Genomic DNA, 23267 nt, shown 5'->3' with positions numbered 1-23267 from the left:
TAAAGGAGGGAGCGATGAGCAAACGCAAAGACATTTTGCTAGAGCAAGTCATTATGCAGTATTTGCGCTCAAAAGAGCCGATAGGTTCGGAATCCCTCAAGGCTTTTTTTGGCAATTCTTTCTCTTCAGCCACGATTCGCAATCATTTCAAGGCGCTTTCGCTTGAGGGCTGGCTTTTCCAACCTCATGTGAGTAGCGGGCGGATTCCCACAAATGCTGCGCTTAAAAATCATTGGCTTAAAAAAATTGATCCAAAAAGCACGCTAAACACAAGCCTGCAAGCACTTAGGACAAGTAGCTATAAGCATAAAATTTGCTGTATTCTTTCTATTGAATCTAGCAATAAATTAGAGCGTATCATTAATATTGAGGATAGTTTTTTGGTGTTGCTTTTTGAAAAAAGTCAGATTGTGGTTGCCTACAATGCGTCTTTAGAGCGATTTTTGCAGGAATTAAAGAATCTTGACATTACAGATATTAAAAAAATCGCCTATCAAGTGCGTGCAAGCGAGCTTTTGGCGCTTTTAGAAAACGCACATAAGGCAAATATTTCGCGCTTTTGCATTAGCGCGCTGGAGGACATGCTTAGTCAATCTCAAAATGAGGAGGTATTTTTAGATATTGTCAATGGTTTTATTTTTCACAAACTTGAAAATGGAATCTATTTTGAAAAAAGCTTGCCAAAAGACTATCTTGGCGTTATGCAGGAGGTGTGTTTGAGTGAAAATCTTAGCGGACGCATATTTTGCATAGGGCGTATAGATAGTGATTATACGAGATTTTACAGCGAGCTGGCGAGTTAATCTTAGTTTAAGGAGGTAGGAGAATGGAAAATGAGAATCAAAGCACCCAAAATTCTAATGAAAATACATTAAATGATGAAGCGCTAAATGATGAGGCATTAAGCGAGGTGGATTCTGAGCAAGGCACACAAGAGGCGCAAGATGAAAAAGCGCAAGATTTTGAAGCAAAATACACAGAGCTTAAAGATCAATATGCGCGCGCTTATGCGGATTTTGAAAACACCAAAAAACGCATGGAACGCGAAAAGTATCAAAGCTTGGAATATGCAAATGAGCGCTTTGGGCTGGATTTGCTCCCTGTGCTTGATACTTTGCAAAAGGCTTTGGAATCTGCTAGAAACGCACAAGCAGATTCTACGCAAAATGCAATCGCAGAGGGCTTAGAGCTCACGCTTGAGACTTTTTATAAGGCTTTGGCAAAGCATGGGATTGAGCTTATTGCAACTGATGGTGAGTTTGACCCGAATTTGCATGAATGCCTTATGCAAGTCAAAGACGAGGCAAAGCAAAATGGCGCAATCGCGCAGGTTTTGCAAAACGGCTACACCTACAAGCAGCGGCTTTTGCGCCCTGCGATGGTAAGCATTGTAAAAAACGACTAAATTAATCTTAAAAACGAAAGGATACAACATGGCAAAAGTAATAGGTATAGACTTAGGAACTACAAACTCTGCAATGAGCGTGTATGAGGGCAACGAAGCAAAGGTAATCGCAAACAAAGAGGGTAAAAACACCACGCCTTCAATCGTGGCATTTACTGACAAAGGCGAGGTGCTAGTGGGCGAGCCTGCAAAAAGACAGGCTGTCACTAATCCAAAGAAAACGATTTATTCTATTAAGCGCATTATGGGGCTTATGTTTAACGAAGATAAGGCAAAAGAGGCTGAAAAGCGCCTTCCTTACAAAATCATCGACAGAAATGGCGCGTGCGCGGTAGAAATAGATGACAAAATCTACACACCGCAAGAAATTTCTGCGAAGATTCTAATGAAGCTCAAAGAAGATGCAGAAAGCTATTTAGGAGAAAGCGTGACAGAGGCGGTAATCACCGTTCCGGCGTATTTCAACGACTCCCAACGCAAGGCAACAAAAGAAGCTGGCACAATCGCGGGGCTTAATGTGCTAAGAATTATCAACGAGCCAACTTCCGCAGCGCTTGCTTATGGGCTTGATAAGAAAGAATCTGAAAAAATTATGGTGTATGACCTAGGCGGGGGGACATTTGATGTCACCGTGCTTGAAACTGGCGATAATGTCGTGGAAGTGCTAGCTACCGGCGGAGATGCGTTCCTTGGAGGCGATGACTTTGATAATCGCATTATTGATTGGGCGGCAAAAGAGTTCAAAGATGAAAGTGGCATTGATATAAAAGGCGATGTGATGGCGTTGCAGCGCTTAAAAGATGCGGCAGAAAACGCCAAAAAAGAGCTTTCATCTGCGCAAGAGACTGAAATCAACCTGCCATTTATCACAGCTGATGCGAGCGGTCCAAAACACTTGGTGAAAAAGCTCACTCGTGCGAAGTTTGAAAGCCTTATCGATGATTTAATCGAAGAGACTATCAAAAAGATAGACTTTGTGATAAAAGACGCTGGACTTGGCAAAAGCGATATTAGCGAAGTTGTGATGGTGGGCGGCTCGACGAGGATTCCAAAAGTGCAAGAGCGCGTGAAAGAATTTATCGGCAAAGATTTAAATAAATCTGTGAATCCTGATGAAGTCGTGGCTGTGGGCGCGGCGATACAAGGTGGCGTATTGAAAGGCGATGTCAAAGATGTGCTTTTGCTTGATGTCACGCCTCTAAGCTTAGGGATTGAGACTGCGGGGGGCATTTGCACCAAAATCGTTGAGCGTGGCGTGACGATACCTACCAAAAAAGCGCAGGTTTTCTCTACCTACGAGGACAACCAGCCAGCGGTGAGTATCAATGTCTTGCAAGGTGAGCGCGAGCTAGCAAGGGATAATAAATCGCTAGGTAGATTTGATCTTACCGGAATCCCTGCTGCGCCTCGTGGCGTGCCACAAATTGAGGTGACATTTGATATCGATGCCAACGGAATCCTAACCGTGAGCGCGAAAGACAAAACCACAGGCAAAAGCCAAGAAATCCAAATCAGTGGTTCAAGCGGGCTTTCAGATTCTGAAATTGAAAAAATGGTGAAAGACGCGGAACTTCATAAAGAAGAGGACGCGAAGAAAAAAGAGCTTATCGAGCTTAGAAATCAAGCAGATAGCCTAGCATATCAGACAAGAAAGAGCCTAGATGAGAATAAGGACAAGCTAGATTCTGGCGTTGTGAGCGAGATTGAAACTGCGCTCAATGACTTAGAATCCAGCCTAAAAAATGAAAATGTTTCAAAAGAAGAGCTGGAAGCAAAAATGAAAACTCTAGGCGAGAAAAGCCAAGCCCTCGCTCAAGCAATGCAAGCAAACGCGCAAAATGCTGGAGGCGCACAAAGTGCTAAGAAAGGCAAAGATGATGATGTGATCGATGCAGAGGTGGAGTAATCCGCCCTTGCGATTACAGAATCTAATCAAATCTTAATGTTGCATGCTCGCCATGCGACGCTTCACACTTCCCTAAACACCGCATTTTAAAGCTACAAAATCCTTTGTAAAATCGTTTTTAATTTTGGGATATTTGCTTGCGTGCTGTATTTTTGCGCTAAGGATTCATTGTGGGCTTGTATGCTAGCGATGTCTGTAGGGCTTAAAAGCTGAAGGGCATTTATTAGAGAATCCACGCTGAAATCCTCCGCCACAATCCCGCATTGATTTTCTTTCACAAATGCGCCCACGCTTTCAAGTGGCGTAGTGAGGATACAAAGGCGCGCTTGAAGGTATTCAAAAAGCTTGTTTGGCATACAATGCATGAGGTTAAAAGTCGTTGGGAAAAATGGTATAAGCCCAATGCAAAAACGCGCGCTAAAATTCACAATCTCACCCATAGGCACAGGTGGCAAAAACACGAGATTTTCAATGCCCTTTGCGCGCTCTTGCAAGGAATGCAAAAATTGAGGCTGATTACTTAGCACCATAAGACAAAGTTTGTAGCGCGCTGGAAGCTTTTTGGCAAGCTCTAAAAGATTTTCACTGCTTCTATCTGCGCTTACAAAGCCATGATAAAGCAAGGAAATCTCTTTATCTTGCGCGTGCTTGCTCAAAGCTAGATTACGCGCTGGCACAAACTCAGGCAAGGACAAAAATACCTCGCCTTGTATCCCAAATTCTGTCTTATATCGTCTCAAAAGCCCATCACTTACGCATAGTGCGTAATCAACCTCTGGCAAATACACCTCGCATAAATGCCTAAAAAATAACCCAAAACCCTCCAACCATTCCTTGTCGTTTTCATACTCCAACGGATAATACTCGCGCAAGTCAATAAGCACCTTTCCACACCTTGCGCGCTTTTTAGATTCCAGCGCAAAAGGTAAAAGCGTGATATCCTCGATTATGAGCAAATCTTGAAAGGGAAGCTCGCACAAAAATTCTCGGATTTTTAGGCGGTTTGGCGTGAAAATAAGCTTTTCAAACGCGCCTTTTTGACACCATTGCTTTAATACGTCATTTTGCTCCCTTGTGCGCTCTTTGGCAGTTGGCAAAGGCGGGAAGCTAAAAGTTTTAATGCCTTGCAGTGGCGAGCATTCCTTTGCAATCACGCTAAGATGAAACCCGCCAATCTCTTGTAGCATTTGCAAAAGCCGATAAGGGCGCGGGCGCTTTAGCACATCATAATCACAAAGAAGCGTTATTTTTTTCACCATTTTTCCTTAAAAATTCGCGCGCAAAGCAAGATCTAGCAGAATCTAGCACCCTGTGATTTTGCCTTGTGGCAAGATACAAAGCGCGGTGGTTTGGGATTTTTTGCTTAAATGTATTTGGAAATTGCTTTGGAATCGCGTTGGGATTTTCGCACACATCGGGCGTGCAAATCTATCAAAATGCACCCTTGCGGTATCGCGCTCACTGCATTTGGCTGGTGCAAAAATTTCTAGATTCTCAATCCCCAAACGCTCACTTAAGCGCGTTTCAAAAAGCATGTTGTTCTTGCATTCAATCGAAGTGTTTGTGTTATTATACCCGCTAATACAACGCCTTAGGGAATCTAGCGCGATGATATCCCCAGCCATCGGACGCGAGTCAAAATCCGTCGTCTTTGCAAAGCGCGGTGTATCCACAAAAAGAGAGTAACTAAAGGTGCTATAAATTTTGCCTATGTGGAATTGCACCTGCCACAGCGCGTTTTGCGTCTGCGTGAGAAGCGAAGTCGTGTCGATGGAGGGAAACTCAGCTTTTGTAGCGAGCGTATCTTGCAAATGTAAAAACTCTCTATCATCGCTTAATGCGAGAATTTGCGCGCTTTTAAGGTGAAAAGAAAGCGCGTTTTTTGCCATTGCTAAAGATTGGTTTGAAAAAGGCAAGCTCACAGCATAAAACACCCCATATAGCGCGATAGCAAAGACAAGCTCAAGGAGATTCATAAGTTACTCATTTTGTGCGCTTTTTGGTGGTAATTTTAGAGTTTTTAGAATCTTTACTCGCCTTTTGTGTGGGCGCATTTGGCGCATAGGTGATTTTGTAGCGCGCGATAATTTTACCTAGATACATAAGCTTTATGTCGTCATTTTCGCCATCTTTTGCCCTGCGCAAGATTCTAGGCGAGGTATTATCAATGCCATAAAAGCGTAGCTGCAACTCAAGGCGCTTGTCCTCTGCTTGGATAGATTCAATATCAATTTTCCTAAGCTCGCTTGCAATCTCTTTACCATAATAATACGAGTGCGCAAAATGCGTCTTTACCTGCGCGAGATAGAGCAATTTATTAAGACACAGCGCACCACTTTGCAAAAGCATGAGCAAAAAAATCACCACAAAACGCAAAATATAAGCACGCCTAAATTGTGGCAGGCGGATTCTAATATCTCCCAAAAACTGCCGCACAAGCGCTGGTAAGCCAATAACGCTCAAAGGTAAAAGCGTCTCTAAATCCACCTTTTGACGCAAAGAAAGGATTAACACAAACACAAACGCGCTCAAAGACACATAGCTCATAAATTCATTTTGTCGCCTGCTTGAGACAATAAGCGCGTAAATATAATAAATCAGCAACAATGGCGAAAACAAAAGCACAAGCCCGCCGAGCGTGTCGATAAAATAACTCTGCGGATGTCCGCTAATATCAATGCCAAAAAGCGACATATTCACGCCAAAGCAAAGCAGTGCAAAAAAGAGATATGGCGTGTTTTTTGTCCTTAGCGCATAAAAAAACATACCCAAATACAAAATGCTAAAACTAGAATCCAAAAATACGCTAAGTGCTGGCATAAAATACGCATTGCGCGAGAATCTAAGCTGCCAATACACACATGCAAGCGCGATAAAAATAATAAAATTTGTCTTAGAAATAAGAATGGAGCTTAGCACAATGCCGGGCAAAAACATAAAAATCAGCACACAAAGATAAGAATCTAGCGTGCGTTTAAAATAGCGCAAACTAATGAGATAAAGCAAAATAACATTACAAATATGCACCGCCAAAAACGGCGCGCGCAGGGCAAAATCGTTCTGCCCTAGATTCTCATAGCTTAGGCGTGCAAGCTCATAAACAAACTCATCAGAATAAAAAAATCCAAACGCCTCTTTGTGGTGGATACTAATTTCATTAATATTAAACAAAAGGCAGGCAATGTGAAAAAGTAGCGTCAAAACAAAAAGAAAGAAAAATTTCTTTTGAGAATAAAGCTGTTGCATATTACGCCTTAGCTGTGGTTTGGCTTCTTTGTTAGTTTTTGGTTAGCTTTTGGGCTCGTGCGCAGGCATTATAGCTATTTATTCCAAAAACTTTTATTTAATAAGCCCACTTATAGCCTTAAATTGTGCGCCTTTTGCCTCGCTCAAAAACCCAAATAGAAAACTCTCGGTATTGATGATTTTCGCTCCTTGCGAGCGCATAAATGCAAGCGCATTGTTGTGGTTTGCTTCATTTCTCGAACTTAAACAATCTTCAATAAGCCACACCTCAAAGCCCATCTCTAGCGCCATTATCGCACTTTGCAAGATGCAGACATGCGTTTCAATCCCAAAAAAGATAAGGCTTTTGCATTGAGAATCTTGTATAAAATTTTTTAGTGCGCTGTCATTAAAAATACTAAAAGAAATCTTTTCAAAAAGCCTAACTTGCGGGATTTCATTATTTTCATTATTTTCATCAAATGGGGTGCTAAAATCATCAATCACGCTAAATTTTAAACTACCATCAGTTTTCCCTAATCCCTTTGGATACTGCTCGCTTAAAATCGTTTTCACGCCTAAGATTCTCGCACCTTGCAAGAGAATATTTGCATTTTTTAGCACCTTTTGCTTATGGCTCATTACATTAATGAGCTTCTCTTGTATATCAATCCCCACAAGCAGGCTGTTTTGCGCGTTAAGTAAAGTTTGCATATTTTCTCCTTTAGGCTATTTTGAAGATTCTAGGATTCTTTAGGAATCTAAAGGCTACAAATTGCAAAGAATAAAATTTTTAACTTTAAATGTAGCAAAATCCCCACAGATTCTGCTTATTTGTCATTCACACGCTCCCAAAAAGCTTTGCAAAGTGGCTCGGAAAAATTGCAAAAAATCTTTGGATTTGAAAGCAGATTCTGCGGTTGGATAAAAAAATCTAAACGCTCGCTTCCTATGTTGGCGATTAGATGAGGTGCGAAATTAGGAGTTTGTCTAAGGCTAAAAGAGCATTTTTCTTGTGTTTGCAAGGTGCTTAAAAGCGTGTAGGCTTGAGCCTGCAGATTTGGATTAGCATAATAAAAATCGCGCAAGTAAAGCATACTTAGCTGCTCTTGTGTGAGAAGAAGTCTTGTGCGCAAAAGTTGCAGGCAAGTTTTTTGCCGATAGCTTGAATACACACTTATCGCGCTAAAACCTAGAATGCTTAAAATCACCACCACAAGCACAAACTCTAGCGCGCTAAAAGCTTTTGGGCTTTTGTCTAGCGCGTGCAAAATGAGCCTTTAAAAAAGCGCGTTGGAAGTATTGAGCGGGATCTTTTTACCTCCATTTGGGTGGCGCGCAAAAAGGCGTGTGCAAAGCGTAGAATCCGCTTTTTGCGTGATTTCATAGCTTAGCAAACTCTGCGCGCTGTCATAGCGCACAAACACGCACGCATTTTGAGAATCTACCACACCATTTTTACCGAGCGTAATGGCGTTCCCCTGCACTATCCAGCGCGCAGGACTTAGATTTGCAAGGGTGAAAATCTGCGTCGTATCAAGGGCTTTTGGATCGAGATTCTGAGAGAAAACTTCACGCTGAATCCCGCTAATAGCGTTGTTTATATCATTTTCAATAGCCACAATCTGCGCGTCTATGCGCGTTACGGAAAATCTAGGTATCGCAATGGCTGCAAGCACGCCCAAAATAATCAGCACAAACACAAGCTCTAGCATACTAAACGCATCACGCATCACAGCCTCCATTCCTTAAGATGTATCACCTACAAGAGAGCTTAAGAGAGAACCATTGAAAATTTGCTTTGCGCCCACATTTTACCATTTTTATTTTGCAAGGTTTGCAGATTCTGCAATACTTTTAAGAAGCTATGTAATTTACACTCAAACGCAAATCCAAATAAATGGAATATAAGTTAGTGCCAGCGTAACACAATCTTACTCCTCTTGTGTGATAAAAAAAAGCGGTGATTTAGGATTGTCGGTTGGGTTTGCGCTAGGCGCGGATTTTTATAGAATCCTCGCAATGACGAAACCGCCCTTTTAAAACTTCCATCTTATTTCCGCATAGTAGCTTCTGCCCATTCCGGGATAGTAGTAGTAGCGTTGTTGGTAGGTTTTGTAAAATGTATCAAGCACATTGCGCACGCCGATACTCGCACCCAGCCCATTAGCATTCTTGTATGTCAGCCCAAAGTCAAGCAAGAAATACCCGCCCTTATTCATCACGCTATAGATACTCTCTTGCTCTGTCCTGTCGTAGTTTCCATCGATTTTGCTTACATAGAGACTATACGCCTCGCCGGTATAGGTCGCATTGACATTCGCGCTTAGCACTTGCGATGCGCTTTTTAGTATGTCCCCTTCAAGCGCAAGTGTCGCTTTCCAATCCGGCACATAAGGCACGCGCGAGCCTTCCAGCGCGAAGTTTGCATACACGCTGTTATAATTACTCATTAGATTAGAATCTGCTTTTAAAATATTTGTCCAAACATAGCTAAGGGATTCTAAGATTCTTAATCTATTCTCAAAAAATCCCTGCCTTGCTAAAAACTCAAATCCAGCCCTTTGCGTCTGTCCCAAATTACGATACACAAAGCTCATCGTTCCGCTTGTCTGATTTAGGAAAATCTCATCAAATGTATGCGTATAAAACGCAGTCGTGGAGAAAAAGAATGACTTCGCAAAAGTATCTTTCCATGAAAGCTCGGCAGTAAGGTAGCGCTCTGGCTTTAGGTTGTTAAAGGTATTTTTTAGGAGATTTACACCGGTTGCCGTCCCGTTTGAGCCACCTTGATTTATTTCAGATTCTGGGTCGGCATCTATCATTTGGAATGGCGAAGGACTGATAAATCCTAGCTCACCTTTGATATAGGCATTTCCTGTGTTTGAGTATTTGAAGTTTGGCACGACTTCTAAAGCATAGCTGTAGCGATTTGTCCCTATATTAAAGTCCGTCTCCTCTGGGTTAAGGCTTAAGCCTGTCCATGGTTGCGCCATCATTTGCATAAAGCTTTGCAATTGTGTATCATTGAGTCCTGCAAGATTTTGCGTTAAGTCATTTGTAGTTAGATTCATATTTGCAGTGTTATTTAGCCTCATTGTTTGCGCGTTTGATACACGATAATGACTATACTCAAACCTAGCTCCACCGCCTAGCTCAAACCAATCAGCAAACTCATAAGAATCATACACATAAGGGCTAATGCTTGTCTTTAGCGCGGTATTTAGCGCGGTGGTGGCTATGCCTACTTGTCCTGCTCTAGTAGTGGTAACATAACTAGAAAGTGCCGCGTTAAAATCTGCCAAAATAGAATCCATCACCATATTACGCCTAGCATAGCCTAGAGAGTTATCAAGCCCTATGATAAGCTTATTTGCCGAAGTCTCATGCTTTAGCTTGAAGTTTAGCCCCGCTCCATGATTAGCAAAGCTTGAGCCATTTAGCGTGCTATACATTGTAGGCAGTAAGCCATCTTGCCAGTAGTCATTGTAGCTAATGATATTCATTTGATAATAGGCAAGCGTATCAAAGTTTAGAGAATCGCTAATCGCATTTATATAGCGAAGTGAGGAAGTGAGCGTATCCACACTCATACCCACATATTCATAGCTATTAGAATAGCGGAAGTCTTTTAAAGTATCAGAACTCACATCATATATTCCATTCAAACCAGCGGCGATTCCTGCGCTTTGGCTATTACAAATATATGGATTATTCCTTGTGAGACTAAAACTAGCATTTGGGTCATAGTTTGGATTTGCCACGCAGTAGTAGTTTGCAGCACGCAAATATGTTGGAATCCTTTTTAGTCTATTATGCGCGTAGTTGGTGGAGAATTCTAATCGTTGATTCTCGTTTATATCGTAGTTTATGCCGATTTGCGCGGTGATATTTATCGCGTTGTCATGGTAGTTTAGATATTTAGCATTTTTTTGCTCCCCGAGTCTCAAGCATGAGGGTGCGATTATAACACCATTATTTGTTATACTGCCATCTGCACCGGGGACATAATCAGGGCATCGAGTGGCTGAACTATCATAATACGATTGGCTTGGTTGGTTAGAGTAAGAGCTAATTTGCACCGGTGGGCGAATATTTGTATTTCTAGGTCCGGGCACATAGCTAGCCCCCACGCTCCCATAGACAAAGAGTTTGTCCCCTATCTTTTTACCCCCTAGTATGCTTAAGCCCCCGCCTTGCAAGCCTAGCGCTTCTGCGCTTGAGCCTTTGGCTATCACTTCTAGGTAGTCTTTATCTGGCTTTTTGGTGCTGATATTTATCACGCCTCCGCGACTACCGCTGCCATACACCACGCTTGAGCCACCGGGTAAAACTTCGATAGATTCTACATCTTCTAGGTTTATGTTATTAAACGCGGATACTCCGCTAATGGTATCAAGGCTATTGATAGGCACGCCATTGACGAGGACTTTTACCGCGCGATTGGCATCTTTGCCCTGCCCTCTTAAGTCGATATTACGTCCAAAGCCTGTATCTACGAAGTTGATAAAAGGTTGATGCTCTAGGGCTTGCTCTAGATTCTGATAGCCTTTGTTTTGAATCTGCTCTTTGGTGATGACGATGATATTTTTGCTCATGTCAGAATCTATATCGCCACTTTGCGCGGTGGCGGTGGCGGTGGATTTGTTTAGTCGGATTGTCTCTTGTGGAGATTGAGAATCTGCTAAGTTAGAAGAGTTTGTTTGGCTTTGAGATTGTATTGTGGGGGGGGGGCAGTAGATTACTTTCTATTAGATTGTTTTCTTGCAAAGCCTCTGCGAAAACCCCTTCAATCATACCAACGCACAAAAAAGAATACGCTATTTTTTGTAAAAAACCTCTGCGCTTACACATTGTATGCTCCTAAAAATCTGAAATTTAAAAGTGGATTTATAAAATACGAAGGGTAAAAATTAGCTTAATTTTTAATAACTATTATTATATTTTTGGAATCTCGCTAGAAGATTCTGAAAAATTAGCCAAAGGTAATGAAAATATATGCTTAGGATTCTGGGATTTTCATTTTTTAATAAAGATATTTTTGGGAAGCGTTTTTTAGAAGCGTTTTTAAGAGGCATTTTTAATACTCTCAAGTGTGCGGAAAGTGTGCGGATTCTCAAAAATTAAATCCGCACAAAAAGCAGTGGTAAAGCTCAATGTAAAGGGCATTGCGCCCTTTAGCTTTGCAACCGCTTTCTAGCCTTTATATTTCCTAAGTTTGCTTTGTAGCTTACAGCCCGATGACGCCTACGCGCTCTTTGTTGTATTTTGGATCAAGCGCGATTTCTATCATCGCAGCAGCATAATCTGCATAGCTACCTTTTGACTCGCCTTTAGCATTTACTTCAAACTCTTCGCCGATGATTTTATATTTGCCACTTTTTGGTGCGTCAAATACAAAGTCTGCTGGCGGGGAAACATGCACCCAATTTGTGATAGCGCCTGTGCGTAAAAACTCTAGCCCTTCAGCCTGCGCGCTTGCAAGCGGTTTAAACTCATCTGGGAAGCTTGGTGTATCGATTAGCTGTGTAGTGTGGCTTTTATCCATATAGAGACTGCCCGCACCGCCAACGATTAGGAATTTTGCGTTATTGCCTTTTAACACGCTAGCCAAATGCTCAAGGTGCTTTTTGTGAAGTTCTAAGTTTTGCCACTCACCAAAAGCATCGATGATGATATCAAATCCGCTCAAATCGCTTGCAGTTAGTGAAAAAGTATCTTTTTGCACGACTTTTAGATTTGCGTTGCTAATGTCAGCTAGTTTTTTGCTATCGCGCACAAATGCTGTAACGCTTAGCCCTTTTGCCAACGCTTCTTGTGTGATGAGCTTGCCTGCGCGCCCACTTGCTGAAAGCACTGCAACTTTTAGCTGTGCTTTACCTAATCCTTGAGAATCCCCCGCCAAAGCCTGTGTGCCAAATAGATTGATACCAAATAGCACGCCTGCATAAAGCGAACTCACTTTCAAAAAACCTCTTCTATGTAACTTGTTCATAAGAACTCCTTTTGTAAATTTTGTATTTTTCATTTTTGGGCTTTGCGCCTAAGAAATGAATGGCGAAATTTTATAGCAGTTAATTACAAAAAACAAGTAGGCATAAATTTATAACATAAGAACTTTTTTGATACTATTGCGATTTTTAGGGAAAAATTTAGCCTAAAATTTTTGAAAAATTAGAATCTTGTAGTAGAATTTTGCCGTTATTTTTTTGTAATTTTGGATTTTAAAAGGAGCAAAAATGCAAACAAATCCCTATTTTTCACCATGTCCGGTCGAAACGACGCTAAATCTCATAGGCAATAAATGGAAGTTTCTTATAATCCGCGATTTAATCGGCACAAAAAAGCGCTTTGGCGAATTGCAACGCAGTATCTGTGCAACAAAAAATCAAAATATCTCACAAAAAGTGCTCACTCAAAATCTACGCGAGCTAGAAGATGCGAACATTATCAAGCGTAAAATTTATGCGCAAGTCCCCCCAAAGGTGGAATATAGCCTTACAGAGCTAGGTGAAAGCCTTGTGTTGGTGCTAAAAAGTCTAGAATCTTGGGGCAAAGGCTATCAGCAAAGTATCGCGTAAATCACCCCATCGCATAAATCAATCTATGGCGTAAATCCCTGAAGGCAGGCTATGAAGCAATATTCCTCAATAAGCATTGGCATTTTTTGCATGCTGGCATCATCATTTTTCTTCGCGCTTATGAATGCGTGCGTGAAGATTCTCTCGCTCAATCTTAGCGCGGTTGAGATTATCTTTTTTCGCTCGTTTGTGATGGTGCTTTTGCTTTTGGCTTTTTTTGCTTACAAACCACCAAAAAGGACACACAAAAAAGGTGGCTGGGGGATTTTGGCGCTGCGTTCGCTTTTTGGCGGGCTAAGTATGCTTGCGTTTTTTTACAATATCGCGCATATCCCACTTGGCGTAGCAAGCACTTTTATGCAGACAAGCCCGCTTTTTATTGTGCTTATCTCTCTACTTTTTTTGAAAGAAAATGTCAAAATCAGCGTGCTTTTTATGAGTATGATTGGCTTTGGCGGGATTGTGCTTATTTGCGATCCGAATTTTAATTCTATTCCTTTGCTAAATGTTTTGCTAGGGCTTTTTAGCGGGCTTGGCACAGCGCTTGCGTTTATTAGCCTTAGGGGTTTGAGAGGGTATTTTGATGGAAATATTATCGTGCTTTCTTTTGGCGTGGTGATGAGCGTGGTAAGTCTTATTTTAGTATTTTTGCAACCTTTTATATTTCCAGAATCTCAAGCGTTGTGGATTATGCCAAATATGAAAGAGTGGCTGTGGATTCTCATTATGGGACTTGTTGGGACTTTTGGGCAGTATTTTTTGACGCAAGCCTATATCCTTGCACCTGCTGGGATTGTCGCGCCTATCGACTATACACGCGTAGTGTTTAGCTTGATTTTAGGAATCTTGCTTGGCGATTTATTACCAAATATCACAACATTTTTTGGTATTATTTTAATCATTTTTTCAGGTATTGCCATCGGCTTGCCTGTCTTACTCAAGGATTTAAAAACACTCAAAACAACATAAAGGAGTTTTTGTATGAAAAGTTTGTCGGTGCGTATGCAGCTCATTTGTGGGTTTAGCATACTTGGCGTATTGATGCTTATTATCGCCGTTATGAGTTATGTCAAAGTCAATGGTATCTCTCACATACTCGAGGAAATCAATCAAGTCAATTCCGTCAAGCAACGCTACGCAATCGACTTCCGCGGAAGCGTGCATGATAGAAGTATCGGGGTAAGGGATTTGCTCTTGCAAAGCGACACAAAAGCGATGCAACAAACGCTTAGCCTTATCCAAAAGTTAGAAGACGACTACGCGCAAAGTGCGCAAAAAATGGACGAGATTTTCAAGCAAGAAAATATGGTAGATTCTAAAGATAAAGAGATTCTCGCGCGCATTAAACAAACAGAATCTCAAGCAATGCCACTTATTAAAAATCTCATCGAACTTTCTTTCAAAGGCGATATTGAGAGCGCAAACAGATTGCTAGATTCTCAAGTGCGCGGGCTTTTTGTGCAGTGGCTTGCGGTGATAAATGAGTTTATCGACTATCAAGAGGAAAAGAATCTTGAAGCAAACAAACTCGCGCAAAGCGAGGTTTCTACTTATTTGGTGGTGATGTTTTGGCTGGTGCTTTTGGCGATTATCCTTGCTGTTAGCGTGTCGTTTTTCATCATTAGGAATCTTATGTCGCTCCTTGGTGGTGAGCCTAAAATCGCGGCAACGATTATGCGAGGCATCGCGCAGGGGAATTTGTGCCAAACTATCCCTTCAAAAGCCGCAGATAGCCTCCTTGATGCAGCTGATAAAATGCAAAGCCAGCTTAAAACGCTTATGCATGAGCTTATCAATAATGCAAAAGAGCTCAATTTGCGCGCCGAGCAAGTAGCGCAATCTTCAGAATCTGCAAGCAAGGTGTCAAATGAGCAAGTGGAGTTTGCGCATAAATTTATTCAAGTAATACAAAATCTCTCAAACACCACAAATAATGTCGCAGATATCGCCACACAAACCGAAGAAAACTCCTCGCGCACGACAGATCTAGCGCAAAAAGGACGAGAATCTGTGCAGGCTACAGCAAGCGAGATTGAAAAAATCACAGAAGCTGTGAGCGAGACGGGCGAGCATATCAAATCGCTTGACCAACACGCGCAAGATATTAGCTCATCAACCCAGCTTATCAAAGATATTGCCGATCAAACGAATTTGCTAGCGCTTAATGCCGCGATTGAAGCAGCGCGCGCAGGCGAGCATGGTAGGGGCTTTGCAGTCGTGGCAGATGAAGTAAGAAAGCTAGCTGAAAAGACGCAAAAAGCCACTTCAGAAATCGCGGCGATGATTCAGATTATCCAAAGCGAAACGCAAACAGGCGTGGAGTCGATGGAAGCCGCGATGCCAAAGGTGGAAAAGGGCTTGCAGCTTGCAAATGAAGCGACGCAAATACTTGAGGAGATTTACACACAAGCCACAGATTCTCTCTCAAAGGCAAAAGATGTCGCGCAGGCAAGCCAAAGTCAAGTCACTACGATGAGTAAGATTAGCGCGGATATTAGCAATATGACGCAAAATTCCAAAACTACAAGCGACCTTATGGAGCAAAACGCACAAGCCAGCATGGCGCTAGAGCAGATTTCCACAACGCTCAAAATGCACTTGGAGAAGTTTAAGATTTAAAGAAAATAAAAAACCCAAAGGAACTAGAATGTTTGAAAAATTCCCAAAAACGCGCAATCCGCTACCTAAAGAATACCAAGAAATCTATGAGCAGTTTTATAAAAGTAATCGCAATGGAGAAACCACAGCAAGTGGATTGGCACAAAAAATGGAGCAGTGGCTACACAAAAAAATCGCAAAAGATACAAAAGGTTTGCGAGGACATAAAACGCTAGAAATAGGTGCTGGAACGCTCAATCAGCTAAAATTTGAAAGTGATTTTTCGCATTATGATGTCATTGAGCCATTTTCATCTCTTTATGCAGATTCTCCCAATCTCTCAAAAGTGCATAAAGTCTATAATGATATCGCAGAAGTAGCTAGTGAATATGGCGTACTAAAAACGCAAATAAGGGGGGGGGCAATACTTCTTTAATGCTAATCAACCAAACCCCACACCTACAAATCCTCACTCCTCACAAACAGCAGACTCTGCACTTTATGATAGAATCATTTCATCAGCAGTTTTGGAACATATTTTAGATTTACCGCTAGTTGTGGCATACTCTTGCTTACTTTTAGCAGATGATGGCGTGTTTTCAGCCTCTATCCCTTCACAAGGAAGATTCCTTTGGACACTCGGTTACAAGGCAACTACAGGACTTGAATTTCACCACAAATATGGGCTAAATTATGATGTTATTATGAATTACGAACATGTGAATACACAGCAGGAAATTATTGAGGTATGCCAATTTTTCTTTGACGATATAAAAAAATCTCTCTTTGGCATAAGCAATGAATTATCGCTATACACGCACCTTTCATGCAGAAAGCCAAATATACAAAAAGCAAAAGATTATATAACCTTGCAAAATGCAAATAAAATGGAATAAAGGAATTCAAGTTACGTGCAAGCGTAACCCTTATTCTCGCCCCTTGCGTGGTGAAAAAAAGCGGTGATTTAGCATTGGCAGAAGTGCCAATGCCCGATTTTTTTCTAGCAAGGGAGATAGCGAGGCTCTCCCCCCGAGAGAAGAAAAGCGCGGAGCTTTTCTGGCGCGGGGGGAGTGAGGAGAGGGGAGCGACCTTTTGCGTGAAAAAACAATTTTAGAGAATCTAAAAAATTTTAGGAAGTGAGAGCAAGGGATTCTGAAAAATAAGACAAAGAGAATTTAAGAAATTAGAAATAAGTTGAGATTTTTGGAATCTAAACAGGATTTAAAACTTTAGATTTTTAAAAGTGTTTTTTTAAAAATAGATTGCTTCGGATTTTTCAAATCCTCGCAATGACGTGCGGAATATTTGTCATTACGAGCGTTAGCGAAGCAATCCATTTTTAGAATCTTTGCAATGGCTAGATTTTAAGATTCTATATTTTCAGAATCCCCCTAGCTTCGCTCAATCTTACTTAGATTCTTAAAATGTATTTGTTCGATAAGGGGGAGGGGGCTTGAATTAGCAAGCTCGCTCCCCTCCCCCTTATCAATCCCCCACCCCCGACAACGCTTTTTTGAGGGTGCGTGCCGCACACTGCATTTGGATTCTAAGTAAAAATTTGCAAGCAAATTTTTTATTCCATACTTGATTTTTTTCAAAAAAGCATTATAATGCGCGCGCAAATTATTTTAAAAGGAGTTCTCACTATGATAAGTGTTATAAGAAAAAGCCTAAATGGGGGGGGGGCAATAGTAAATTTATCGCTTTAATAGCAATATCTCTCACTTTTAGCTTCCTTCATTCGCAAGAAATTTCAGCTGAAAATTCTTCAGATTCGCAAAAATCTCCAGAATCCCAAAATATCCAAAATGTGCGTTTGGAAAAATCCGTAGTCACCGCCACCGCCGGACAGGCAAAAGACATCATGGACGCGCCCGCAAGTGTTAGCGTGGTGGATAAAGAGGATTTGCAAAGGCGCCCTTATCGCTCGCTTGGCGAGGCGCTAGAGTTTTTGCCCGGCGTTAATGTCTCTTACAACAGCTCTGCTTCACCCTCAATCTCTATGCGCGGGCTTAGCTCGGCTTACACGCTTGTGCTGATTGATGGTATGCGTCAAACTTCGATGAACGCGCAGCTCATTTCGGTTAATGTGTATAATGGCTTTATGCCTCCGACAAGCGCGATTGAGCGTATAGAGGTTATCCGTGGTCCTATGAGCACGCTGTATGGCTCTGATGCGCTTGGTGGCGTGGTCAATGTCATCACAAAGCCCGTGCCAAAGGAATGGGGCGGGAATGTAACCTTGCGTAGCATTATTACAGAATCTAGCGCGCAAGGCTCTACTTTGCAACCACAAATCTATCTCGCCGGTCCTTTGTCTGACAAAGTAGGCTTGGCATTGCGCGCACAAACTATCCACCACGGCGCGCCGGGCGAGGTGAGGGATAATTTAGGGCAAGTTATCACACCTTCGCGCGGAGCTTACACGCCAGCTTTTAAATACTTTTTACAAAACTATGGCGCACGCCTAAGCTACACTCCGGATTCTCAAAATCTCATTTATGCGGATATTGACTATGCCTTTTTGGATTATGCTAATCCGATAACCTCTACAGGCATTAGAGGGGTTCAAGCAAAAGATTCTATTGGAATCCAAAATATTAATGCAAATGTCGTGCATAGTGGGGACTATAGCTTTGGAAATTGGAAAAATTCTTTGCAATATTTGCGCTGGGCAAATACAGGTGTATTGCTAGAAAATGGCGCAAATCGCACCGTAGAGGCAAATGACTTTATTGCTAGCTCGAGGTTAAATCTCACCATGTGGGATTCTAATATTTTAAATCTTGGCGCGGAATACCGCTTGGAGCATTACAAAGATTCCATACTTAATAAGCTTAATCAATACCGCAATTCCTTAGCGCTCTATGCAGAAGATGAATGGCAGATTTTTGAGCCACTTATTTTCACAGCCGGTGCGCGTTATAATTTTAGCGATCAATTTGGTTCATTCCTCGCACCTCGCGCGTATTTAGTCTATAATATTACAGATTCTTGGAATATTAAAGGGGGTGTTGCGACAGGCTATCGCGCCGCTTCAATTAGCGAATCTAGCGATGCTGTGCGTGGTGTGGCTTCTTGGGGCGCTGCGATTGGGAATTCCAAACTAAAACCAGAAAGCTCTATAAGCTATGAGCTTGGCACTATGTTTGATAATGAGTATATCGATTTTTCACTGACAGGATTTTATACAGATTTTAAAAATGCGGTAGGCTCTATTAGTGGCACAGGCGCAAATATTAGCCCTGTTTGCCCAAATCCTGCAGGCACTTGCTATATGCTTTCAAACATTATTGATGCGCGTAGTTATGGCTTAGAAAGTAGCTTTGGGATTAAACCTATTTTTGGCGTGGGCTTTGATATGAATTACACCCTTACGCGCAACACGCAAATTGATGGCAATGACTTCTACCTTATGCCGATACATAAATTTTCTGCAAAGCTTTCTTACACTTATGAAAAGTTTAATGTCTATTTGCAAGGGCTATATAGTTCGCATTATTCGCTCACAAGCACCTATCGTAATATTCCTGCGATTAGAGAATTTTTCGGCGGGCAATATTACAAACCTTACACTTTACTCAATCTCGGCGCAAGCTATGTCTTTGACTTAGGGAGAAAGAATAAATTACGCGTTGATGCGGGAATCTATAACTTGCTAAATGTGGATTTTTACAAAACTAATAATTTTCAATATATAAACAATAACGGAGTGCTTACAGATCGATATGTCAATTTATATGGTCCAAGCGTGCAAGATGGCAGACGCTATTATGTCAATGTAAGCTTTGACTTCTAACCCCCAAAGGCGCGTTATGAATAAAAAAAGCTGGATGTGGATCCACACCTATTTGAGCATCTTTTTTCTGCCCGCGATTGTGCTGTATATCATCACGGGCGTTGTGGCGATTTGTGGTTTGGAGCATACATGGGAGGGTAAGGCGCAGTTTTTGGAGATTGAGCGCCTGCCAAAGCCCGGCGAAGAAGTAGCGTTTATCAAAAGCGTTTTAGATTCCCACAATTTACCAATGCCAAGCAGCACAGAGTTTGAAGTCTATGAATCTGGTGCGGTGAGAATGGGGACTTTGGGCTATCATATAGTGGCGTATGGCTCGTTTGACAAGCAGACAAAAGAGCCATACTACCGCCTTATGGTGCTAAAGCGCAATTTGTTTGGCATTATGCTAGGGCTTCATGTGAGCTCAAACACGCCGTTTTTTGACATTGTGGCGGTGTGCTTTAGCATTTCACTTCTTATTTTTTATCTCTCTGGCTTAGTGGCGACAAAATTTTGCAAAGGTAAGCGAAAAAGCGCTGTATGGGTGTTTTTAAGCGGAATTATTGTGATAATTTTAAGCGCATTGCCAAGTCTTTAAAAAAGCTTTAGGGAATATCTTTTGCTTTGTCTCTTTTAAAAATAACCATTTTAATGGAGGCAAAAAATGATAGAAGATGTTTTGCGTTCTCAAGCAAGTGCGCAACAAGCGCCACAAAGTACAAAAAATAGCGTGCCAAAAGAGGATTTTAAAAAGTTTTTAAAACAAGCGCAAGATGAGGCACAAGCGCAAAAAAGCGAAGTAGCCCCAAACGCTCAAAAGGGCGCTACTCAAGGCGCGCAAGAAGTTTTAGAATCTCAAAAGCCTAGCCTAAGCAATGCGCTAGATTCTAAAGCAAAGCCCACAACTGCGCTCACGCAAACACAAAATCCAACCCAAAGCACAAAAACGCTCAATCCCCTAGCGCAAGCCCTAAGCACCGCGCCAGAATCTAAGGCGCAAAAAGAGACGCCAAACCAAAATACAACACAAAATGCGCGTATCAAGCTAGCAAAGCTCCCAGAGCCACAAAATAAGCTTGAGCAAAAAGAGCTAGATTCTAAAAATCCAAAAACGCTTGAAGATGTGCTAAACCTCGCAAAAGAGCAAAATCTCAATCCAGCAAAAATAAGCGCAGAGACAGAATCTGAAAGTCTGCAAACACAAGTTGCGCCAAAGCCAAAACCTAAGCCACTTTCAGCCACACAAAAGATTGAATATGAGTTTGAAAGCAAGGAAGAGCGTGTGGCGGTTATCAATCGTGGCGTAAGAAAGCCAAAAAATATCACAAGCAAGATTTCAAATATCTATGAGGAAGCCAAAAAAGATGAGGGCACACCCTCCTTAAGCGCGCTACTTGGACAAAAGGACTTACCCAGACAAAGCTAATAAGAACATTAAAACGCTCAATAAAAAAGAGCTAATAGCAGAGCAAAAGTCCCTAGATGCGCAAGAAGTCGCGCAACCAGCGGATTTAGCGCAAAAGACAAAAAAGCAAGAAAAGCGCGCTCAAAAGGTGCAAAAAGATTCTGCGTTGCAAAAAGATTCTCAAACCTTAGAAGAATCTAGCGCGCCCAAACCTAAAAGAGTGCCAGAATCTAAGCAAGAGCCTAAACAAGAAACAAAGCAAACGCCAAAACAAGAAAAATCACAAGCCACACAAGCCCTAGCAACAGAATCTAGCGCGCTTACAAAAGAGGCGAAAACTCCTGCAATGCAAAAAAATGCTGATTTGCCACAGGATAAGGAAACAAGCCTAGCGCAAGATTCTAAAAATCCTTTGCAAGAAATAAAAAGCGCACAAAAGCAAAAAAGCACGCAAACTAGCGCGACAAAAGAATCTACGCAGGATTCTAAAAACACAAAAACACAAACTGCCCAAAATGAAAAACCAAATGAAAAGCCAAAAAAAGCGCAGGAAAATGCAAATATCGCGCAGGCATCATCACAAAAAAGCACAGATTCTAGCATAAATAGCGCGCAGGCTACAAATGAAGAAACCGAACAAATACAAATGGATTCTCAAATAAGCCAAAAAGAAGCGCTCCTTGCAAATATGCTAGAATCTAGCGAAAACAAAGCTCCACTCGCAAACAAAGAGCTTGCTAAGTCAAAAGAACAAACGCCAAAGCCAAAAAAGGCACAAAATGATGAAAGCAAAGAATCTCACAAAACAAGCGAGCCAAAAACACAAGATTCCAAACAAGGTGGCAATCCAAAGCAAGGAAGCCAACAACAAAACGCACAAACTACGCAAAGTGTGCAAAATGAGTTTGAGCAAGTGCAAGATTCTAGCAATAAAGAGTTTTTAGAATCTCTCCTAGAGCTCCAAAGCGCTGAAGAAGGCAAAAGCACAAAACCAAGCATAAAGGAAAAAACAGCCACAAAAGAATCTAGCGCGCAAACTACGCAAAATGCGCAAAATATGCAACCAACAAGGGCGCACACAATCACGCCTTTTGCCTATCGCACCGCGCTTGCTAGGGAATCTGTGCGGAATTTTGCCTCAAATCTTTACCAAGAGATCCAAAACTATAAGCCCCCGCTTACCAAAATCACCCTAGAGCTCAATCCGCAAAATCTCGGCACGCTTGAAGTGAGCATTTCTAAAAAAGGCAAAGATTTGCATGTGCAAGTGCATTCAAACCAGCAAGCAATCGCGCTTTTTATGCAAAATCAAACGGATTTGCGCACGAATCTTGCGCAAATTGGCTTTGAAAATGTGGATTTGAGCTTTTCTCAAAGTGGCGGGGAAAACGCCAGACAAGGGCAAAACGAGCGCAATCAAGACTCAAATCTTGCGCGGAATGAAAATGGCTTAGAAAATGATGATACAAGCGCAAATATGCCAAATACGATGCATTTGCGTATCCCGCGCTATGCGTAAATTTTGATATTTTGATAAAAAAGGGGCGATTAGATGGCGATTGATTTAGCTGAAGTGACAGGCGCAACTGCCAAGATTGAAAAGCAAAAACAAAATCCAAAAAATATCAACGAGCTTGATAATGACGCATTTATGCGCCTATTTTTAGAACAGCTCAAAAATCAAGATCCAACCGCGCCGATGGAAACAGATAAAATCATCACCCAAACCGCCCAACTCACGCAAGTAGAGATGCAAGAACAAAATAAAAAAACAATGGTAGAAGTCGCTGAAGCGATGAAATCTACGCAAGAAACCAACAAAGAATTAAAAGAATTTCAAGCCAAAATGAAAGAATCTTTGGAATCTCTCAATGAAGGTATGAAAACCACCGCAAGCTCAAACGCCGCAATGGCTGGGCTAAATGCGCTTAACTCTGTCTCAATGATAGGCAAAATCGCAGAAACTGATGTTTTTGGCATTAACCTAAGCGCTGGGGAATCTGTGAAGTTTCAAATCTATTTTGATGAAGCGATTGATACAAGCAGAGGGGATTCTAAGGTTTCAATTTTTAACCAACAAAATGAGCTGGTTAAGACAATTTCGCTCAAAAACTTTGAAGGCAAAAAGGGCTATGTCGAGTTTGAATGGAATGGCATTGATGAAAATGGCAAACAGCTAGAATCTGGAAGCTACAATGTGCGCGCAGAATACAATCTTGATCCAAAAACAAGCCAATACCACCTCGCGCGCGTTGGCAGGGGCGAGGTGCAAAGCATTATTTTTGACAAAGGCGCGCCAATGCTAAGAATGGGCGATATGATTTTGCCAATGCAAAGCGCGATTGAGTTTTACAACAAGGATCATGGGC

Annotated in this window: 20 protein-coding genes and 1 pseudogene; 13 read left to right on the top strand and 8 right to left on the bottom strand. The window is 41.7% G+C overall.

What is annotated here, in order from left to right; genetic code table 11:
• Positions 1-14 precede the first annotated feature (14 nt).
• The 3 genes from CQA49_RS03835 to dnaK are packed head-to-tail and all read left to right on the top strand — an operon-like array spanning position 15 to position 3311.
• On the top strand, positions 15-803 hold the full coding sequence (locus tag CQA49_RS03835) for an HrcA family transcriptional regulator (protein ID WP_115574648.1): 789 nt from the start codon (positions 15-17) through the stop codon (positions 801-803).
• A gap of 23 nt (positions 804-826) precedes the next feature.
• Positions 827-1405 (top strand): nucleotide exchange factor GrpE, encoded by a 579-nt coding sequence (gene grpE, locus CQA49_RS03830; RefSeq protein WP_115574647.1) that lies wholly within the window; start codon positions 827-829, stop codon positions 1403-1405.
• A 28-nt stretch (positions 1406-1433) separates the two neighbouring features.
• Entirely contained in the window at positions 1434-3311 is a 1878-nt protein-coding gene (dnaK, locus tag CQA49_RS03825; RefSeq protein ID WP_115574646.1) for a molecular chaperone DnaK, read from the top strand.
• A gap of 92 nt (positions 3312-3403) precedes the next feature.
• Here the strand turns inward: dnaK and CQA49_RS03820 are convergent, their stop codons facing one another.
• The 8 genes from CQA49_RS03820 to CQA49_RS03785 all read right to left on the bottom strand — a co-directional run bounded on the left by CQA49_RS03820 (position 3404) and on the right by CQA49_RS03785 (position 12531).
• Positions 3404-4570 carry a capsular biosynthesis protein gene (locus CQA49_RS03820; protein ID WP_115574645.1) on the bottom strand — a complete coding sequence of 389 codons (1167 nt, stop codon included), beginning with the start codon at positions 4568-4570 and terminating at the stop codon, positions 3404-3406.
• Positions 4571-4612: 42 nt separating this feature from the next.
• Positions 4613-5287 carry a hypothetical protein gene (locus CQA49_RS03815; RefSeq protein WP_115574644.1) on the bottom strand — a complete coding sequence of 225 codons (675 nt, stop codon included), beginning with the start codon at positions 5285-5287 and terminating at the stop codon, positions 4613-4615.
• Positions 5288-5294: 7 nt separating this feature from the next.
• Positions 5295-6557, bottom strand: a complete 1263-nt coding sequence (locus CQA49_RS03810; RefSeq protein ID WP_115574643.1) for a hypothetical protein — start codon at positions 6555-6557, stop codon at positions 5295-5297.
• Between the two features lie 93 nt (positions 6558-6650).
• Positions 6651-7250: an isochorismatase family protein gene (locus CQA49_RS03805; RefSeq protein WP_115574642.1), complete on the bottom strand. Its 600-nt coding sequence runs from the start codon at positions 7248-7250 to the stop codon at positions 6651-6653.
• Between the two features lie 116 nt (positions 7251-7366).
• Entirely contained in the window at positions 7367-7807 is a 441-nt protein-coding gene (locus CQA49_RS03800; protein ID WP_115574641.1) for a hypothetical protein, read from the bottom strand.
• A gap of 9 nt (positions 7808-7816) precedes the next feature.
• Positions 7817-8269 carry a type II secretion system protein gene (locus CQA49_RS03795; protein ID WP_115574640.1) on the bottom strand — a complete coding sequence of 151 codons (453 nt, stop codon included), beginning with the start codon at positions 8267-8269 and terminating at the stop codon, positions 7817-7819.
• A 306-nt stretch (positions 8270-8575) separates the two neighbouring features.
• The gene (locus CQA49_RS03790) at positions 8576-11134 is read right to left on the bottom strand and encodes a TonB-dependent receptor (RefSeq protein ID WP_115574639.1); all 2559 of its coding nucleotides are present in this window, start codon (positions 11132-11134) and stop codon (positions 8576-8578) included.
• Between the two features lie 632 nt (positions 11135-11766).
• A complete protein-coding gene (locus tag CQA49_RS03785) occupies positions 11767-12531 on the bottom strand; it encodes an SDR family oxidoreductase (RefSeq protein WP_115574638.1) in 765 nt (254 codons plus the stop codon).
• Between the two features lie 244 nt (positions 12532-12775).
• Between CQA49_RS03785 and rrpB the strand changes: the two genes are divergently transcribed.
• The 10 genes and pseudogenes from rrpB to flgD form a co-directional block, all read left to right on the top strand.
• The gene (gene rrpB, locus CQA49_RS03780; RefSeq protein WP_115574637.1) at positions 12776-13117 is read left to right on the top strand and encodes a MarR family transcription factor RrpB; all 342 of its coding nucleotides are present in this window, start codon (positions 12776-12778) and stop codon (positions 13115-13117) included.
• A gap of 51 nt (positions 13118-13168) precedes the next feature.
• A complete protein-coding gene (locus tag CQA49_RS03775) occupies positions 13169-14086 on the top strand; it encodes a DMT family transporter (RefSeq protein ID WP_115574636.1) in 918 nt (305 codons plus the stop codon).
• Between the two features lie 12 nt (positions 14087-14098).
• The gene (locus CQA49_RS03770; RefSeq protein ID WP_115574635.1) at positions 14099-15736 is read left to right on the top strand and encodes a methyl-accepting chemotaxis protein; all 1638 of its coding nucleotides are present in this window, start codon (positions 14099-14101) and stop codon (positions 15734-15736) included.
• A gap of 28 nt (positions 15737-15764) precedes the next feature.
• Positions 15765-16151 (top strand): hypothetical protein, encoded by a 387-nt coding sequence (locus CQA49_RS10455; protein ID WP_258864177.1) that lies wholly within the window; start codon positions 15765-15767, stop codon positions 16149-16151.
• Between the two features lie 91 nt (positions 16152-16242).
• Positions 16243-16611 carry a hypothetical protein gene (locus tag CQA49_RS10450; protein WP_258864176.1) on the top strand — a complete coding sequence of 123 codons (369 nt, stop codon included), beginning with the start codon at positions 16243-16245 and terminating at the stop codon, positions 16609-16611.
• A 920-nt stretch (positions 16612-17531) separates the two neighbouring features.
• Entirely contained in the window at positions 17532-19514 is a 1983-nt protein-coding gene (locus tag CQA49_RS03745) for a TonB-dependent receptor domain-containing protein (RefSeq protein ID WP_147288651.1), read from the top strand.
• A gap of 16 nt (positions 19515-19530) precedes the next feature.
• The gene (locus CQA49_RS03740; RefSeq protein WP_115574632.1) at positions 19531-20091 is read left to right on the top strand and encodes a hypothetical protein; all 561 of its coding nucleotides are present in this window, start codon (positions 19531-19533) and stop codon (positions 20089-20091) included.
• Positions 20092-20157: 66 nt separating this feature from the next.
• Positions 20158-20919, top strand: a complete 762-nt coding sequence (locus CQA49_RS03735; protein ID WP_115574631.1) for a hypothetical protein — start codon at positions 20158-20160, stop codon at positions 20917-20919.
• Positions 20888-22417 carry a flagellar hook-length control protein FliK gene (locus CQA49_RS03730; RefSeq protein WP_115574630.1) on the top strand — a complete coding sequence of 510 codons (1530 nt, stop codon included), beginning with the start codon at positions 20888-20890 and terminating at the stop codon, positions 22415-22417. The genes CQA49_RS03735 and CQA49_RS03730 overlap by 32 nt, the downstream gene beginning before the upstream one ends.
• A gap of 33 nt (positions 22418-22450) precedes the next feature.
• Positions 22451-23260, top strand: a pseudogene (gene flgD, locus CQA49_RS03725) (flagellar hook assembly protein FlgD); the annotation flags it as partial.
• Positions 23261-23267: the final 7 nt, after the last annotated feature.

The organism is Helicobacter sp. MIT 00-7814 (genome assembly GCF_003364115.1).
Classification (GTDB): Bacteria; Campylobacterota; Campylobacteria; order Campylobacterales; family Helicobacteraceae; genus Helicobacter_F.
The sequence above is the reverse complement of the archived record's forward strand: the minus strand, read 5'-3'. Positions and strand labels throughout refer to the sequence as shown.

Excerpts from the sequence above, each read along its gene's own strand:
- rrpB (WP_115574637.1), top strand. The coding sequence starts at position 12,776 with ATGCAAACAAATCCCTATTTTTCACCATGTCCGGTCGAAACGACGCTA.
- CQA49_RS03815 (WP_115574644.1), bottom strand. The coding sequence starts at position 5,287 with ATGAATCTCCTTGAGCTTGTCTTTGCTATCGCGCTATATGGGGTGTTT.
- CQA49_RS03740 (WP_115574632.1), top strand. The coding sequence starts at position 19,531 with ATGAATAAAAAAAGCTGGATGTGGATCCACACCTATTTGAGCATCTTT.
- CQA49_RS03775 (WP_115574636.1), top strand. The coding sequence starts at position 13,169 with ATGAAGCAATATTCCTCAATAAGCATTGGCATTTTTTGCATGCTGGCA.
- CQA49_RS03810 (WP_115574643.1), bottom strand. The coding sequence starts at position 6,557 with ATGCAACAGCTTTATTCTCAAAAGAAATTTTTCTTTCTTTTTGTTTTG.
- CQA49_RS03785 (WP_115574638.1), bottom strand. The coding sequence starts at position 12,531 with ATGAACAAGTTACATAGAAGAGGTTTTTTGAAAGTGAGTTCGCTTTAT.
- CQA49_RS03835 (WP_115574648.1), top strand. The coding sequence starts at position 15 with ATGAGCAAACGCAAAGACATTTTGCTAGAGCAAGTCATTATGCAGTAT.
- CQA49_RS03795 (WP_115574640.1), bottom strand. The coding sequence starts at position 8,269 with ATGCGTGATGCGTTTAGTATGCTAGAGCTTGTGTTTGTGCTGATTATT.
- CQA49_RS03805 (WP_115574642.1), bottom strand. The coding sequence starts at position 7,250 with ATGCAAACTTTACTTAACGCGCAAAACAGCCTGCTTGTGGGGATTGAT.
- CQA49_RS03735 (WP_115574631.1), top strand. The coding sequence starts at position 20,158 with ATGATAGAAGATGTTTTGCGTTCTCAAGCAAGTGCGCAACAAGCGCCA.
- CQA49_RS03820 (WP_115574645.1), bottom strand. The coding sequence starts at position 4,570 with ATGGTGAAAAAAATAACGCTTCTTTGTGATTATGATGTGCTAAAGCGC.
- CQA49_RS03770 (WP_115574635.1), top strand. The coding sequence starts at position 14,099 with ATGAAAAGTTTGTCGGTGCGTATGCAGCTCATTTGTGGGTTTAGCATA.
- dnaK (WP_115574646.1), top strand. The coding sequence starts at position 1,434 with ATGGCAAAAGTAATAGGTATAGACTTAGGAACTACAAACTCTGCAATG.
- grpE (WP_115574647.1), top strand. The coding sequence starts at position 827 with ATGGAAAATGAGAATCAAAGCACCCAAAATTCTAATGAAAATACATTA.
- CQA49_RS03790 (WP_115574639.1), bottom strand. The coding sequence starts at position 11,134 with ATGAGCAAAAATATCATCGTCATCACCAAAGAGCAGATTCAAAACAAA.
- CQA49_RS10455 (WP_258864177.1), top strand. The coding sequence starts at position 15,765 with ATGTTTGAAAAATTCCCAAAAACGCGCAATCCGCTACCTAAAGAATAC.